The organism is Paractinoplanes rishiriensis (assembly GCF_016862375.1).
In the GTDB taxonomy this organism is placed as follows: Bacteria; Actinomycetota; Actinomycetes; order Mycobacteriales; family Micromonosporaceae; genus Actinoplanes; species Actinoplanes rishiriensis.
The window spans coordinates 36,849-52,463 of record NZ_BOMV01000061.1; the positions used below are offsets into that span (position 1 = coordinate 36,849).

General features: G+C 71.0%; 15 protein-coding genes. 13 read left to right on the plus strand and 2 right to left on the minus strand.

Annotation, left to right across the window (positions count from 1 at the left end):
- Positions 1–1,116, minus strand: coding sequence for a citrate synthase 2 (locus Ari01nite_RS28855; protein ID WP_203785347.1), 1,116 nt, complete (start codon positions 1,114–1,116; stop codon positions 1–3).
- 173 nt (positions 1,117–1,289) lie between these two features.
- Between Ari01nite_RS28855 and pdxH the strand changes: the two genes are divergently transcribed.
- From pdxH to Ari01nite_RS28890, 7 genes are all read left to right on the plus strand, one after another.
- Positions 1,290–1,946, plus strand: coding sequence for a pyridoxamine 5'-phosphate oxidase (pdxH, locus tag Ari01nite_RS28860; RefSeq protein ID WP_239163111.1), 657 nt, complete (start codon positions 1,290–1,292; stop codon positions 1,944–1,946).
- 39 nt (positions 1,947–1,985) lie between these two features.
- Positions 1,986–3,254 (plus strand): MFS transporter, encoded by a 1,269-nt coding sequence (locus Ari01nite_RS28865; RefSeq protein ID WP_275410886.1) that lies wholly within the window; start codon positions 1,986–1,988, stop codon positions 3,252–3,254.
- 10 nt (positions 3,255–3,264) lie between these two features.
- Complete coding sequence (locus Ari01nite_RS28870) at positions 3,265–4,185, plus strand: aldose 1-epimerase family protein (RefSeq protein WP_203785348.1); 921 nt, start codon at positions 3,265–3,267, stop codon at positions 4,183–4,185.
- Positions 4,185–4,841 (plus strand): nitroreductase family protein, encoded by a 657-nt coding sequence (locus Ari01nite_RS28875; RefSeq protein ID WP_203785349.1) that lies wholly within the window; start codon positions 4,185–4,187, stop codon positions 4,839–4,841. The genes Ari01nite_RS28870 and Ari01nite_RS28875 overlap by 1 nt, the downstream gene beginning before the upstream one ends.
- A gap of 71 nt (positions 4,842–4,912) precedes the next feature.
- Positions 4,913–5,251, plus strand: a complete 339-nt coding sequence (locus tag Ari01nite_RS28880; protein ID WP_203785350.1) for a type II toxin-antitoxin system VapB family antitoxin — start codon at positions 4,913–4,915, stop codon at positions 5,249–5,251.
- A 23-nt stretch (positions 5,252–5,274) separates the two neighbouring features.
- Positions 5,275–6,441: an acyl-CoA dehydrogenase family protein gene (locus Ari01nite_RS28885; protein ID WP_203785351.1), complete on the plus strand. Its 1,167-nt coding sequence runs from the start codon at positions 5,275–5,277 to the stop codon at positions 6,439–6,441.
- 42 nt (positions 6,442–6,483) lie between these two features.
- Positions 6,484–7,212: a DUF4230 domain-containing protein gene (locus Ari01nite_RS28890; protein WP_203785352.1), complete on the plus strand. Its 729-nt coding sequence runs from the start codon at positions 6,484–6,486 to the stop codon at positions 7,210–7,212.
- Positions 7,213–7,259: 47 nt separating this feature from the next.
- On the opposite strand, the gene Ari01nite_RS28895 is transcribed toward Ari01nite_RS28890, so the two are convergent.
- Positions 7,260–7,448, minus strand: coding sequence for a PspC domain-containing protein (locus tag Ari01nite_RS28895; protein WP_203785353.1), 189 nt, complete (start codon positions 7,446–7,448; stop codon positions 7,260–7,262).
- 186 nt (positions 7,449–7,634) lie between these two features.
- On the opposite strand from Ari01nite_RS28895, the gene Ari01nite_RS28900 reads away from it, so the two are divergent.
- From Ari01nite_RS28900 to Ari01nite_RS28925, 6 genes are all read left to right on the plus strand, one after another.
- Positions 7,635–9,503 carry a DUF5941 domain-containing protein gene (locus Ari01nite_RS28900; protein WP_203785354.1) on the plus strand — a complete coding sequence of 623 codons (1,869 nt, stop codon included), beginning with the start codon at positions 7,635–7,637 and terminating at the stop codon, positions 9,501–9,503.
- Positions 9,500–11,662, plus strand: a complete 2,163-nt coding sequence (locus Ari01nite_RS28905; protein WP_203785355.1) for a bifunctional glycosyltransferase/CDP-glycerol:glycerophosphate glycerophosphotransferase — start codon at positions 9,500–9,502, stop codon at positions 11,660–11,662. The genes Ari01nite_RS28900 and Ari01nite_RS28905 overlap by 4 nt, the downstream gene beginning before the upstream one ends.
- A gap of 142 nt (positions 11,663–11,804) precedes the next feature.
- Positions 11,805–13,106: an ABC transporter ATP-binding protein gene (locus Ari01nite_RS28910; RefSeq protein ID WP_203785356.1), complete on the plus strand. Its 1,302-nt coding sequence runs from the start codon at positions 11,805–11,807 to the stop codon at positions 13,104–13,106.
- A gap of 103 nt (positions 13,107–13,209) precedes the next feature.
- A complete protein-coding gene (locus Ari01nite_RS28915; protein ID WP_203785357.1) occupies positions 13,210–14,181 on the plus strand; it encodes a hypothetical protein in 972 nt (323 codons plus the stop codon).
- An 81-nt stretch (positions 14,182–14,262) separates the two neighbouring features.
- Entirely contained in the window at positions 14,263–14,745 is a 483-nt protein-coding gene (locus Ari01nite_RS28920) for an ATP-binding protein (RefSeq protein ID WP_203785358.1), read from the plus strand.
- A 91-nt stretch (positions 14,746–14,836) separates the two neighbouring features.
- A complete protein-coding gene (locus tag Ari01nite_RS28925) occupies positions 14,837–15,577 on the plus strand; it encodes an HAD family hydrolase (protein WP_203785359.1) in 741 nt (246 codons plus the stop codon).
- Positions 15,578–15,615: the final 38 nt, after the last annotated feature.

The window sequence follows — 15,615 nt, forward strand, 5'->3', positions numbered from 1 at the left end:
TTATGCGCGAGTCCCATTCTCGGCGAGCAATGTCCAGCCCTCGACCTCCTGCGGCTTGCGGACCGCCGGTCCCACATAGCGGGCACTGGGGCGCACGATCCGGCCCAGGCGCTTCTGCTCCAGGATGTGCGCGCTCCAGCCGGCCACCCGGGCGCAGGTGAACATCGAGGTGAACATGTGGGCCGGCACCTCGGCGAAGTCGAGCACCACGGCCGACCAGAACTCGACGTTGGTGGCCAGCACCCGGTCGGGCTTGCGGGCCTGCAACTCGGCCAGCGCGGCGCGCTCCAGGGCCTCGGCCACCTCGTACCGGGGTGCGCCCAGCTCGCGGGCGGTGCGCCGGAGGACGCGGGCGCGGGGGTCTTCGGCGCGGTAGACGCGGTGGCCGAAGCCCATCAGGCGCTCGCCGCGGTCGAGGACGCCGCGCACGTAGCCCTCGGCGTCGCCGCTGCGTTCCACCGCCTCGATCATGTGCAGCACCCGGGACGGGGCGCCGCCATGCAGTGGGCCGGAGAGGGCGCCGATGCCGGACGAGATGCAGGCGGCCGCGTCGGCGCCGGTGGAGGCCACGATCCGGGCCGTGAAGGTGGACGCGTTCAGGCCGTGCTCGGCGGCCGAGATGAAGTACGCGTCGACGGCCTTGACGTGCCGCGGGTCGGGTTCGCCCCGCCACCGGCGCATGAAGCGCTCGACGATCGTCTCGGCCTTGTCGATGTCTTTCTGCGGCACGGCCGGCAGGCCCAGCCCGCGGGCCGCCTGGGCCACGAACGACAGCGCGGTCACCGAGACCCGGGCCAGGTCGCTCCGGACCTGGTCGTCCTCGATGTCGAGCAGTTGGGACAGGCCCCAGTACGGCGCCAGCATGGCCACCGCCGACTGCACGTCGACCCGGATGTCGCCGGAGTGCACCGGCACCGGGAACGGCTCGGCCGGCGGCAGGCCCGGCCCGAACCGGCCGTCGACCAGCAGGCCCCAGACGTTGCCGAACGAAACCTGACCGATCAGGTCCTCGATGTCGACGCCGCGGTAGCGCAGCGCGCCGCCTGCCTTGTCAGGCTCGGCGATCTCGGTCTCGAACGCGACGACGCCCTCGAGGCCCGGCTTGAAATCGGACACGGTGCTCCCTGCTGGCAAATGCTGTGTGTGTTTCATATTGCCCGCCGGTTGCGGGCGGGTCGACCCGGCGTGATGTGCTCTCCGCGACAACCATCCTTACCGGGCTGACGGAACCGGCGGGCCGACTTACGGTCGTTTGCGGTGCTAAGAGATCACGTAACCAGGGAGCAGCGGTGACCGGGGAACGCCCGTCGCCCGCCGGCATGCGGCGCGACTACACCGAGCGCGAGGCGCTGCTCGAGACGGATCTGGCCGCCGACTGGACCGGTCAGTTCGCGGCCTGGTTCACCGCGGCCACCGAGTTCGGGCTGCCCGAGCCGAACGCGATGATCGTGGCCACCGCCGACGCGGCCGGCCGGCCTTCGGCCCGCACCGTGCTGCTCAAGGAGTACGACGAGCGCGGCTTCGTGTTCTTCACCAACTACGAGTCCCGCAAGGGCCGGGAACTGGCCGGGAATCCGTACGCGAGCCTGGTTTTTCCCTGGTTTGTCATGCATCGCCAGGTGCTCGTGGCCGGTTCGGTTGAGCGGGTGGGCCGGGCCGAGACCGAGGAGTACTTCGCCTCCCGGCCGCGCGGCTCGCAGCTGGGCGCCTGGGCGAGCCCGCAGTCCTCGGTGCTGACCGGCCGGGCCGCGGTGGAGGCCGGGCTGACCGCGGCGGTGGACCGGTTCGGCGACGGACCGGTGCCGGCCCCGCCGCACTGGGGTGGCCTGCGGGTGCTGCCCGAGACCGTGGAGTTCTGGCAGGGCCGCAGCAACCGGCTGCACGACCGGCTCCGCTATCGCCGCACTCCGGACGGGCCCTGGGTGGTGGAGAGGCTGGCCCCATGAGGCTGGCCCCCATGAGGCTGGCACCGTGAGGCTGGCACCGTGAGGTCGTGGGTGATCGACACCCGGCCGCTGGAGGTTCCGGCCTACCGCCGGATGTGGATCGGCAACGGCGCCTCGTACTTCGGCTTCCAGTTCACCGCGGTGGCCGTGCCGGTGCAGATGTACGACGTCACCGATTCGTCGGCCTGGGTCGGCCTGCTCGGCGTCGCCGGACTGGTCCCGCTGCTGGTGTTCGGCCTGTGGGGCGGCGCGGTGGCCGACGTGGTGGACCGGCGCAAGCTGCTGCTGGCCAGTTCGCTGCTGGCCTGGCTGGCCACCGCCGGGCTGCTCGCCCAGGCGCTGGCCGGGGTGCGCAGTGCCTACCTGCTGCTGGCCCTGACCGCGGTGCAGTCGGCCGCGTTCGCGGTGAGCTCGCCGACCCGGCAGGCGATCGTCCCGCGGATCGTGCCGATGTCGCTGGTCCCGTCCGCCAACACGCTGACCCACACGACCACCACGGCCGGCGGCGTGCTCGGGCCGCTGGCCGCCGGCCTGATCTTCGCGGTCGCCACCACCGGCACCGGGGTGACCGTGGCCTACCTGGTCGACGTGGCCCTGTTCGGCATCTCCTTCTGGGCCACCTGGCGGCTGCCCGCGATCCCGCCGGCCAAGGTGGCCCCGGACCGGGCCCGGCCGAGCGCGGGCCTGCGCGGCATCGCCGACGGCCTGCGGTTCCTGGCCACCAGCCCGGTGCTGCTGCTGTCCTTCGCGATCGACCTGATCGCCATGGTGTTCGCCATGCCCCGGGCGCTGTTCCCCGAGGTGGCCGCGGACCGGTTCGGCGGCGGCGCGGCGGTCGGCTGGCTGTTCGCGGCGATCGCGATCGGCTCGGTGCTGGCCGGCCTCACCTCGGGCTGGATCGGCCGGGTACGCCGGCAGGGCGTGGCCCTGGTGGTCGCCGTGGTCGCCTGGGGCGTGGCGGTGGGTCTGGCCGGCCTCGCCCATCAACTGTGGTTGATGGTGGCGTTGCTCGCGGTGGGCGGCGCGGCCGATCTGGTGAGTGCGGTCTACCGGCAGTCGATGATGCAGACCTTCGCGCCTGATCGACTACGAGGCCGCCTGCAGGGCGTATTCATAGTCGTCGTTGCGGGCGGGCCTCGATTGGGCGATCTGCGGGCCGGTTCGACCGCCGAACTCGCCGGGCCGACCACATCGTGGACCGGCGGCGGATTTACCGCGGCCGGACTCGCGCTGGTCCTGGCCCTTGCGTTCCCCGCGCTGCTGCGTTACCGGCCGCCGGCCGACCCTGACGACGATCCGAACCGATAGTGTCCAGGCCATGACAAGCGTCGTACCGGCGAAATCCGGAACTCAGTGGTCGATCGAGGCGGACGGGCACCGGGCCGTCGTGGTGGAGGTCGGCGGCGGGCTGCGCGACTACACCGTCGACGGTGTCGCGGTGCTCGACGGATTCGATGCGGACGAGTTGGCGCCTGCCTCGGCCGGACAGGTCCTCGCGCCCTGGCCCAACCGGATCCGGGACGGGCGGTACACGTTCGAGGGGCAGGACTACCAGCTGCCGCTGACCGAGCCGGCAAAGCACACCGCGCTGCACGGCCTGGCCAACTGGTCCCGGTGGACGCTGGCGGAGCAGTCCGCCGACGCGGTCACCCTGGAGTTCGAGCTGCCGCCGCAGATCGGCTACCCGTGGTGGCTCACGCTGCGCACCCGCTGGCAGGTCTCGGCCGAGGGGCTGCACTGCCACCAGGAGGTGGTGAACAACAGCGAGTCGAACGCGCCGTGGGGCTACTCCATCCACCCCTACGTGCAGCTGCCGGGGGTCTCGGTCGACGACACGCTCCTGCACGTGCCGGGCAAGACCCGGATCCTGGCCGACGCGCGGCTGCTGCCGATCGGCTCGGTCTCGGTGGCCGGCACCGAGTACGACTTCACCGAGGCCCGCCGGATCGGCGACCTGGTCCTGGACACCACGTTCGGCGACATCGAGCACGACGCGGCCGGCGTCACCGAGGTGTCCATCGCCGACCCGAACTCGTCGAAGAAGGTCGTGGTCTGGGCCGACGACAAGTTCAAGTACTGGCAGATCTTCTCCGGTGACACGCTGAGCGGCGAGCGCTTCCGCCGGTCGGTGGCGATCGAGCCGATGACCTGCCCGCCCGACTCCTTCCGCACCGGGCGCGACCTGGTCGTGCTGTCGCCGGGTGAGCGCTGGACGGCCACCTGGGGAATCCGGCCCTGATGGAGTTCGACGAGGTGGTCCGCCGCCGCCGGATGGTCCGCAGCTACGACCCGGACCGTCCGGTGCCGGCCGAGGTGATCGACCGGATCGTCCGGCACGGGCTGCGGGCGCCGAGTGCGGGCTTCTCGCAGGGCTGGGGCTTCCTGGTGCTCACCGAGCCGGCCGACCGCGACCGCTACTGGTCGTCGACCACCGAGGGCGACCTGGGCGACGCGCAGGCCGACACGGCGTGGCGCGGCGAGTGGCTCACCCGGATGCGCACCGCGCCGGTGCTGATCGTCTGCCTCGCGAACAAGTCGGTGTACCTCAACCGGTACGCCGAACCGGACAAAGGCTGGACGGACCGGGACGAAAAGCACTGGCCGGTGCCGTACTGGGACATCGACACCGGATTCGCCGCACTGCTGATGCACCTGAGCGCGGTCGACGCCGATCTCGGCTCCTGCTTCTTCGGCCTGCCGGCGACCCACGTGCAGAACTTCAAGGACGCGTTCGGGGTGCCGGCCGAGTTCAACCCGATCGGCACGCTGTCGGTCGGCTACCGCACCGCGGACGACAAGAGGTCGCCGTCCCTGAAGCGCGGGCACCGCCCGGTGGCAGAGGTGGTGCATCATGGCCGATGGGCCGCGCCCGCAGCGTCGGCAGGGACCCCGTGAGGGTCACCCGGCTAGGCTGGCACGCGGCACGACATTGGGGCAGGGTGGGCTATGGAAGGGGGTAACCCGCCGTGATCTTCAAAGCGGTCCGGGACGGAGCCCCGTATCCCGATCACCACACGACGCTCAAGGCCTGGGCCGAGATTCCGCCCCGGCCGATCCGGCTGGCTGACCTGATCACCACGAAACGCGAGCTGGCGCTGGACAAGCTGCTGGCCGAGGACTCGACCTTCTACGGCGACCTGTTCCCGCACGTGGTGGAGTATCAGGGCGCCCTCTATCTGGAGGACGGCCTGCACCGGGCGCTGCGCGCGGCCCTGCAGCAGCGCAACCAGATCCACGCGAGAGTCCTGGTCGTGGATACCAATCCGACCGCCCCGCCCGCCACCCCAGATTGGTCTGAAGGCTGAGCTTCACCCGTTAGGTTGAATTCATGGTCGCTCCGCTGGATCTGCTCGATCTCGACACGCTGCTGACCGACGAGGAGCGCGACATCCGGGCGCTCTGCCGCCGGGTGGCTGACGACCGGGTCCGGCCGCACGTGGCGGAGTGGTACGAGGACGGCCGGGTGCCGGTCCGTGAGCTGGCGCTCGAGTTCGGCAAGCTGGGTCTGCTCGGCATGCACCTGAGCGGGTACGGCTGCGCCGGCGCCTCCGCGGTCGCGTACGGCCTCGCCTGCATGGAGCTGGAGGCCGCCGACTCCGGGGTGCGCTCGCTGGTCAGCGTGCAGGGCTCACTGGCCATGTATGCGATCTGGCGGTACGGCTCCGAGGAGCAGAAACAGCGCTGGCTGCCGGGCATGGCGGCGGGCGAGCTGATCGGCTGCTTCGGCCTCACCGAGCCGGACCACGGTTCCGACCCGGCCAACATGTCGACCCGTGCCCGCCGGGACGGCGATGACTGGGTGCTCTCCGGTGGCAAGATGTGGATCACCAATGCGCCGGTCGCGGACGTGGCGGTGATCTGGGCCCGGGCCGAGGACGGCGTGCTGGGTTTCGCGGTGCCGACCGACTCCGCCGGCTTCGCCGCCCGGGAGATCAAGCGCAAGATGTCGCTGCGGGCGTCCAGCACGGGCGAGATTTCCCTGGATGACGTACGCCTACCGGACGCGGCCCGGCTGCCCGGTGCGCACGGGCTCAAGGCGCCGCTGTCCTGTCTCACCGAGGCCCGGTTCGGGATCGTCTGGGGCGCGCTGGGCGCCGCCCGGGACTGCCTCGCGACCGCGCTCGACTACGCCGCCACCCGGGAGCAGTTCGGCCGGCCGATCGCCGGTTTCCAGCTGACCCAGGCGAAGTTCGCCGACATGGCCCTGGAGCTGCAGAAGGGCTTCCTGCTCGCGCTGCACCTGGGCCGCCGCCGGGACGAGACCGGCGCGCTGCGCCCCGAGCAGGTCAGCATCGGCAAGCTCAACAACGTGCGGGAGGCCATCGCGATCGCCCGGCAGTGCCGGACCATCCTGGGCGGCAACGGGATCAGCGGGGAATACCCGATCATGCGGCACGCGGCGAACCTGGAGAGCGTGCTCACGTACGAGGGAACCTCGGAGATCCACCAGCTGGTCATCGGACAAAAATTGACCGGTTTGAGCGCCTTCGCCTGATCACGAGTCGCGAGTGTCGTACCCCCGTCCTACCGTGAGGGTATGGCTCAGAAACCGGATGTCGACGACCCCACAAGGGAGTATCCGGAAGTCCCCACGGAACCTCCCGCCGCCGATCCGCCGCGGTCCAGCGTCATCGCCCGCGTCCTGATCTTCTTCGGCATCGTGTTCGCCGTGATCGTCGCGGCCTGCCTCGGGCTGCGCGCGGTCGACGTGCTGCCCAGCTTCTCCAACCCGTTCGCCGAGAGCACCACCGACCGCAGCCAGCCGGTGCTGCTCCAGTCCATGCGTGACCTGAGCCGGTACGTCGCGGCCGACGGCACCTTCCAGGTCATCGTCGACCTCGAGGAAAACCGCGACAACATCCCCGACTTCCTGATCAACCGGCGCATCCTGTTCGTCGGCTCCGGCACCGTCGAGGAGTACGTCGACTTCGGCACCCTCTCGACGGACGCGCTCCAGGTCGACAACGAGAAAAAGTCGATCACCATCACGCTGCCGCCGCCGCAGCAGGGCACCGCGGCGCTCGACATGGAAAAGAGCTACGTGGTCGAGGAGAAACGCGGCCTGCTGACCAGCATCGGCGACGCGTTCCGCAGCGACCCCGACAAGCAGCAGCGGGTCTATCAGCTGGCCCAGCAGCGGATCACCGAGGCGGCCCGGGCCAGCGGGCTTGACCAGCGCGCCCGGGAAAACACCCAGCGCATGCTGGAGAGCCTGTTCACCCGGCTCGGCTACACCTCGGTGTCGGTCACGTTCGGCCAGCCGTAGGTTCGCGAGCGCCCGGCCCCGCGGATGCGGAGCCGGGCGTCGCTAAGTCACTCGTTGGGCAGCATCACCCAGAGCACCAGGTACAGCAGGAACTGCGGGCCGGGCAGCAGGCAGGAGAGCACGAAGATCAGGCGAACCACGCCGGACGAAAGTCCGAAGCGGCGGCCAAGACCGGAACAAACACCGGCGATCCAACGGTCGTCGCGGGGTCGGGCGAGGCGGCGGGCCACGGTCACTCACTCCTTCACTGGCGGCTACGGTCGGTCGCCGTAACCACCTTCGACGGTAGGGGCGGGCCGACCCGCTTCCCTCGGCCCGCAGGCGGAGATGGACGGTCCGGCCCCCGTAAGGGTCACCCGTACCCGCAGGCCAGCCGCTGTTAACCTGAGGGCCGATCCCCACCCTTCACGAGGAGGCACGCGGTGACGCTGGCCGTCCTGCATGCCAGCACCGGTTACGCCCTCGAACCTGCCGACGCCGCCCGCCTCGCCGACGACCTCGACTCCGCGCTGCGCTCGGCCGGCGCGCGCGAGGTGGAGCGCCTCGACGGCCCGGCCGCGAACGGCCGGCTGCGCGAGCTTGCCCGGCAGGCACACGACGCGAACGAGCCGCTGCTGATCTGCGCCGACAACCTGGTGGCCCATCCCAGTCTGCTGTGGACCCTGGCTACCGAGCCGGCCGGGCGCAGCACCGCGCTGGTGGTCGCCGACCCGGGCGGCGACCTGCGCGACGACCGCGGTCGGGTGCTGCCGGCCGGGTCCGGCGACGGCACCGTCCGGTTCGCCGGAGCGCTCTGCCTGGCACCCGCCGACCTGCCGCTGCTGGACACCGTTGCGGACCGGCCGGACGTGCTGCCGGCGCTGCTCGAGGCCGGTCTGGTGCCGATCGCCACCCCGGTCCGGCTGCTGCACGCCCAGCAGGTGCACACCGAGTCCGACCTGGTGCAGGCCCGGGGCGCGATCGCCGCGGTGGACGAGGAGTCGGCCCGGCTGCGGCTGGCGGTCAAGGAGAAGGACGACTTCTTCACCACGTACGCGGTCAGCACCTGGTCGCCGGTCGTCACCCGGGCCGCGGCCCGGCTGGGCCTGTCGCCGACCGCGGTCACCTGGCTGTCGGTGCTGTTCGCCGCGGTCGCCGCGCTCGCCTTCTGGCAGGCGTCCCGGCCCGCGATGATCGCCGGCGGCATCCTGCTCTACCTCGGCTTCGTGCTCGACTGCGTGGACGGTCAGCTGGCCCGGTACACCCGGCAGTTCGGCGCGTTCGGCGGCTGGCTCGACACGATGGCCGACCGGGGCAAGGAATATCTGGTGTACGCCGGGCTCGCGGCCGGCGCCGAGCGGATCGGCCTGCCGTACGCCTGGCCGCTGGCCATCACCGCGATCGTGCTCCAGACCGTGCGGCACATGACCGACACCTGGTACGGCGCGCTGCACGACGAGGCGGCGGCCCGGCCCCGGCCGGTCGCCACCGGCGGGGTGGGCGCCCGGCTGAGCGCCGCCTCCAACCGGGTGCAGGGCGACACCGGCTCGGTCGCGTACTGGCTCAAGCGGATCGTGGTCTTTCCGATCGGCGAGCGCTGGGCGCTGATCGCGGTGGTCGCGATGGTGGCCGACGGCCGGGTGGCGCTCGCCGCGGTGGTCGGGTTCGGCCTGCTCGCGTTCGGCTACACGCTGGCCCTGCGGTCGTTGCGCTCGCTGTCGATGCGGGTGGGCGTGCTCGACACCGTGGACACCGGCCGCCACCGCGACGACGGCCCGCTGGTGCGCGGCGTCCTCGCCAAGGCCGGCCTGCCGCTCCCGCTCGCCTTCGCGGCACTCGCCGTGCTGGCCGCCCTGGCCCTGGTGGCGGCGCTGCTGGCCGGCTGGTTGACGCCGCCGGCCGCCCCGGCGGTCGCGGTGGCGGCGCTGCTGGTGCTGACCGCCGGCCTGCCGGCCGCGGCCCGGCACGGCGGCCCGCTCGACTGGCTGGTGCCGGCCGCCCTGCGGGCCGCCGAGTACCTGTTCGTGGTGGCCGTCGGGCTGGCCGGGGCGGTGCCGCCCGCGGTGGTCTTCCTGCTGCTGTTCACGCTTGCCCTGCGGCACTACGACCTGACCGCCCGGATGGAGAAGGGCGCACCGGCCGGCCGGACCCGGGGCGCGCCGCTCGGCTGGGAGGGCCGGGTGCTGGTGCTCGCGGTCTTTGCGCTGGCCGGCCAGGCGACCTGGGGCCTGGCCCTGCTGGCCGTGGTCACCGGCGGGGCGTTCCTGGTCAACGCGATCACCGACTGGCGGGCGGTGGGCGGCCGACCATGACCGAGCTGAGCATCGTCCTGCCCGTCTACCGGGTACAGGGTTACCTGCGGCAGTGTCTCGACTCGTTGCTGAGCCAGTCGTTCACCGACTTCGAGATCGTGGCCGTGGACGACTGCTCACCGGACTACAGCGGTGACATCCTGGCCGAGTACGCCGCCCGCGACCCCCGGGTCCGGGTGGTGACCGCGCCGGAGAACGTCGGGCTCGGCCGCGCCCGCAACCTGGGCCTCCAGCACGCCGTCGGCACCTACGTCTGGTTCGTCGACAGCGACGACTGGCTGGCCACCGGCGCCCTGGCCGCGGTGGTCGCCCGGCTGCGCGCCACCGAGGCGGACGTGCTGGTGGTGGGCTGGGACCGGGTGCACTGGAACGGTCCGGTGGAGGCCGGGTCGGCCAAGTCGCTGCTGGCCGCGGCGCCCCGGGTGTTCGCGGCCGAGGAGTGGCCGCGCATCCTCAACGCCCTGCACGTGGCCTGGAACCGGGTGATCCGCCGGGACCTGCTGCTCAAACTCGGTCTCGAGTTCGCGCCGGGCTGGTACGAGGACGTCTCGTTCACGTTCCCGCTGATGCTGGCCGCCCGGCGGATCAGCACGCTGTCCCGCACCTGCGTGCACTACCGGCAGCGGCGGACCGGCGCGATCACCCGCACGGTCGGCGACCGGCATTTCGAGGTCTTCGCGCACTGGGACCACACGATGGCACTCTGCGCCGGCGCCGGCTCCGGCGCCAAGGTGCGCGGCCTGCTGTTCCGCCGGATGATCTGGCACTACATGCGGGTGCTCTGTCACGACGCCCGGGTGCCGCGCGGGTCCCGGCGCCGCTTCTTCCGCCAGGCCGCCGAGCAATACCACCGCTATCTACCGTCCGGCGGCTTTCCCCTGCCCAGGGGCGGCGACGGCATCCGTTTCCGGCTGCTGGCCCGGGGGGCGTACCGCACCTTTCGGGTCGCCGACCTGCTGCTGCGTACGGTCCGGCGGGCTCAGCGGGTGTCCGCCCGGCCGCGCCGCCGCCTGGCCCGGCGCGGCAAGCAGGCGCTCGGCTACCTCTACTACCAGCTTCAGCTGCGGCTGCCGGTGGACCGCTCGCTGGCGCTGTACGCCGCGTACTGGTACCGCGGGGTGAGCTGCAACCCGGCCGCGATCGCCGCGAAGGCCGCCGAACTGGTGCCGCAGGTCCGTCCGCTGTGGGTGGTCGGCCCGGCCCGGGTGGGAGCGGTGCCGCCGGGCACCGACTACGTGGTGGCCGGAACTGCCCGCTACTACCGGGCCATCGCCCGGGCCGGGTATCTGATCAACAACGTCAACTGGCCGAACCACCTTCGGAAGCGCCGCGGCACCCGACATGTGATGACACATCACGGCACTCCGCTGAAAATGATGGGGATGGATCAGCTCGACTATCCGGCCGCCGCGGGCGCCGGCGACTTCGCCGCGCAGATGCGCCGAGCCGATCGCTGGGACTTCAGTGTGACCGCGAATGCACATACCACGATCGCCTGGGAACGGGCCTATCCGTGCCGGTACGAGACGCTCGAGGTGGGTTATCCGCGCAACGACCGGCTGGCCACCGCGACCGCCGGGGACACCGCGGCGGCCCGCGCGCGGCTGGGCGTGGACCCCGGCCGCCGGGTGGTGCTCTACCTGCCCACCCATCGCGAATGGCGGCCGAAGGGCAGCCACGTGCTGGACGTGGAGCGGTTCGCCGAGGCGCTGGGACCGGACACCACGCTGCTGGTCCGGGCGCACTACTTCTACGTTCCGGCGGAGCAGGCGGGCCGGGTGCCGTCCGGCCGCCGGCGGATCGTCGACGTGTCCGGTTACCCGGTCCTGGAAGATCTCTATCTGGCCGCCGATGTGCTGGTCACCGACTATTCGTCGGCAATGTTCGACTTCGCCGTGCTGGACCGGCCGCTGGTGATCTACGCCCCCGACTGGCCGGTCTACCGGGAGTTGCGCGGCGTCTACTTCGACCTGATGGCCGAACCGCCGGGCGCGGTGGCCACCGACGAGGACGAGCTTTTCGAGACGTTTCGGTCCGGAACGTACGCCGGTGTCGCGGCGACCGACCGGCGCTCGGCCTTCCGTGACCGATTCTGTTATCTCGACGACGGCGGCGCCGCGGAGCGCGTGGTGCGTCGCGTCTTCTTAGCGGAGCCTTAAGAGACCGTAATCACTTCGTTACCGTGCGCGAATGGCACGTTCACCCGATGGCGGCATATCGATACTCGTAGTCAGAGTGAGGAAGATCGCCGGACACCGTGGGACCGGGATCACAGCGAACATTCCCGGCAGGAGGTAGACGGTGTCGACCGTCTCGCTGAAGGACGTCACCAAGGTGTGGCCAGATGGCACTATCGCGGTCAATCACGTCAGCCTTGACGTGCAGGACGGCGAGTTTCTCGTGCTGCTCGGCCCGTCTGGCTGTGGTAAATCGACGATCCTCCGCATGATCGCCGGGTTGGAAGACCCGACCGAAGGCGACATCCTGCTCAACGGGGACCCGGTGCTGGAACTGGCGCCGCGCGACCGCAGCATCGCCATGGTTTTCCAGGATTTCGCGCTGTATCCGCACATGTCGGTCAGTGACAACATCGGCTTCCCGCTCCGCCTGTCCGGCGTCGAGCCCTCCACCCGGGTCGACCGGGTCGGCGACGTCGCGTCCGCCCTCGGCATCGGCGACGTCCTCGGCCGCAAGCCCAGCCAGCTTTCCGGCGGTCAGCGCCAGCGGGTGGCCATGGGCCGCGCCATCGTGCGCCGGCCGGGCCTCTTCCTGATGGACGAGCCGCTCTCGAACCTCGATTCCGGCCTGCGCGCCGAACTGCGCGCCGAGATCACCGGCCTCACCAAGGAACTCGGCGTCACCACCATGTACGTGACGCACGACCAGGCCGAGGCGCTCACCATGGCCGACCGCGTGGCGATCATGCGCAAGGGCATCCTCCAGGACGTCGGCACCCCCACCGAGGTGTACGGGCGGCCCGCCACCCTGTACGTGGCCGCGTTCCTCGGCTCGCCCCGGATGAACCTGCTGGAGGCGTCCGTCTACGTCCACCTGGACCAGTACATCGTGCTGAAGTTCGGGGACCAGTCGCTCTACCTGCCGTGGAGCGACATCCGGGCCCGCGCGGTGGCGCACTACCACGGCGAGCGGATCGTGGTCGGGCTGCGGGCCGAGGCGCTCACCCCGGTGGCCCCCGAGGTGCAGGGCGACGTGCTCCGGGGCCGGATCCGCTATCTCGAGCACCACGGGCACGAGTCGCTCGCGTTCCTGGACATCGGCGCCACCGCGATCGTGGTCGACGAGATGGGCGCCGGTAAGGCCGAGGGCGAGGGCGGCAACGCGCTGCGCCGGTTCGGCGGTGCCCTGCAGAAGCTGGCCGGCCGCAGCAGCAACGGCTCCGGGCCGCAGTCCCGCGACCAGGGCGACCCGGCCAGCGTGCTCACCGATCCGGGCCGGCACCACCGCCGCCCGGCCGAGCTGGCCGTCCGGCTGGCGCCGTACCCGGCCATCTCGCCGGGACACCCGTTGTCGGTGGCGGTCCGGATGGACATGCTGCACTTCTTCGACGGGCGCGGCGACCGGATCGACGTCGGCTGGCGGTAATTGGCAGGACTCTTTCCCTCCTTGACGGCATGAACTATGGTTCCGCCCACACGTCGGTGCGATGGCGTAGCGACGTAACGGCTCCGTCTTAGGGGGTGGGTACGTGGCGAATCCGTCCGGACTGCTCGTGATCGAGCGGATCCTGCGCGATCGGCAGGGCATCTGGCAGCAGGTGGTCGAGGACCGTGAGCTGCCTAAGCTGACCGGCCAGATGCTGGTCAGCTCGGTGGTGGCGCTGGCCGTCTACGGCGCCGTGCTCGGTTCCTTCCACAGTGTGCTGATGGCCCTGACGTCGGCGGCGAAGCTGCCGCTGCTGTTCCTGGTCACGCTGGCCATCTGCCTGCCCACGCTGTATCTGTTCAACCTGGTCTTCGGCGCCCGGCTGTCGATCCGGCAGTCGCTGGCGCTGGTCATGGTGGCGCTCACGGTGACCGCCATGCTTGCCCTCGCGTTCGCCCCGATCAGCCTGTTCTTCCTGATCACGGCGCCCGACTACAGCTTCTTCAAGCTGCTCAACGTGGTGATTCTGGCGCTGTCCGCCCTGGTCGGGCTGCGTTTCCTGACCGGCGGCATGCGGGTGCTGAACGAGCACGGCCTGCTCGCGCCGCCGTCGACCGCGGTCCAGGCGCCGGTCTCGCCCGCCGTGCCGGCCCCGGTCTCGCCCGCCGTGGCCCCGGCTGTCGTGCCGGCCCCGGTTCCGGTGGGCGCGCCGGCCGCGCCGGACGGTGCCGCGAACGGCACCACCCCGGCCGTGGCGGCTCCGGCAGCCGTCCCGGCTGTGCACCCGGGTGCTGTCCCGGCTGTGCACCCGGGTGCCGTCCCTGCCGTGCAGGTGCCGCCGGGTTACACGCTCCAGCCGCTGCGCCAGCCGCGGCCGCTGCCGCAGCAGCAGGCGACGCCGCCGAGCATGACCCTGCTCTACATCTGGATCCTGCTGTTCGGCTTCGTCGGTACACAGCTGGCCTGGACGCTGCGCCCGTTCTTCGGCAGTCCCGGCATGAAGTTCAGCCTTTACCGGGATATCGACGGAAACTTCTATGCGGAGATCTTCAAGACCATCTCGTACCTGTTCTGACCGCGGGGCGGCCGGGTCTTTCCGGATCCGGCGCCGCCGCCTGCTGCCATCGGGCAAGCACTCCGCGTAGGCTGCACCACGGTGGAGGAGAGCTTGAGCCAGAGCGTCCGTCCGGCCCCGACCGCGGAGCCGGTCAGCACCGACGTGCCGACGAGTTCCGGCGCGCCGCTGCTCGACCGGCGGTTCGGCCGGGACGAGATCGCCGTGGTGCGCCACGAGGTGGCCGGCCGGCTCGCGGCCGTGGGCCTGACCGGCGAGCGGCACCAGGGCTTCGTCCTCGCGGTCAACGAGGTGATCACCAACGTCGTGCTGCACGCCGGCGGCCAGGGCCGGGCGGTGCTCTGGCTGGCCGGCGGCTCGGCGTGGTGCACCGTGACCGACTCGGGCCCGGGCATCCCGGCACAGTTCCTGCGGCCGCCCGAGGTGCCGGCCGCGTTCGAGGTGGGCGGCCGCGGCATCTGGCTGGCGCACCAGTTGTGCGACGAGGTGACGGTGGCCACCGGACCGATCGGTACCACGATCGGGCTTCGCATCGCGTTGCCGCGCCGAGGGAAACCCAGCTGAAACGGCATTTTTAACGTCGTGTAAACCGCTGGGCAAATGTGAAGGCGCCCTTCGGGACTCACGGGGTGCCGCATGCGACTACATTGGGCGCGTGCTCGGACTACCTCAGCATGTTTCGGCATGCCTATTTGATCTTGATGGCGTGCTCACGCAGACCGCGCTCGTGCACAATGCTGCGTGGAAACAGACGTTCGACGCGTTCCTGGAGACGTGGTCGCAGGAACACGGTCAAGCGTTCGTACCCTTCGATTCCGGCGCCGACTACCACCGATACGTCGACGGCCGGCCACGCGCCGATGGCGTCCGTACCTTCCTGACCTCTCGCGGCATCACCGTGCCGGAGGGCACCGCGGACGACGGTCCCGACCAGCAGACCGTGAACGGCATCGGCAACCGGAAGAACGTGCTCGTCCTGCAGAAGATCGCCGAGGGCGCGGTCCAGGTCTACCCGGGCTCCGTGGACTACCTCCACGCCGCCCGTGACGCCGGTCTGCGCCGCGCCGTCGTGTCGGCGAGCGCCAACTGCAAGGACGTCCTGGAGGCGGCGGGCATCGCGGACCTCATCGAAGCTCGCGTGGACGGGATCACCACCCGCGAGCAAAACTTGCCGGGCAAGCCGGCACCGGACGCCTTCCTGCTCGGCGCCAAGCTTCTCGGGCTGCCCCCCGAGAGCTGCGCCGTCTTTGAGGACGCCCTGGCCGGTGTCGAGGCCGGCCGGGCAGGCGGCTTCGGGATCGTGATCGGTGTAGATCGCGTGGGTCAGCGTGACGAGTTGTTGGCACACGGGGCCGACATCGTTGTCAATGATCTGTCAGAACTACTCACGCGCTGAGCGCGTACCTTGAAGACTTTTTCTCTTTTTTATTGTCG

Excerpts from the sequence above, each read along its gene's own strand:
- Ari01nite_RS28870 (WP_203785348.1), top strand. The coding sequence starts at position 3,265 with ATGACAAGCGTCGTACCGGCGAAATCCGGAACTCAGTGGTCGATCGAG.
- Ari01nite_RS28875 (WP_203785349.1), top strand. The coding sequence starts at position 4,185 with ATGGAGTTCGACGAGGTGGTCCGCCGCCGCCGGATGGTCCGCAGCTAC.
- Ari01nite_RS28885 (WP_203785351.1), top strand. The coding sequence starts at position 5,275 with ATGGTCGCTCCGCTGGATCTGCTCGATCTCGACACGCTGCTGACCGAC.
- Ari01nite_RS28890 (WP_203785352.1), top strand. The coding sequence starts at position 6,484 with ATGGCTCAGAAACCGGATGTCGACGACCCCACAAGGGAGTATCCGGAA.
- Ari01nite_RS28905 (WP_203785355.1), top strand. The coding sequence starts at position 9,500 with ATGACCGAGCTGAGCATCGTCCTGCCCGTCTACCGGGTACAGGGTTAC.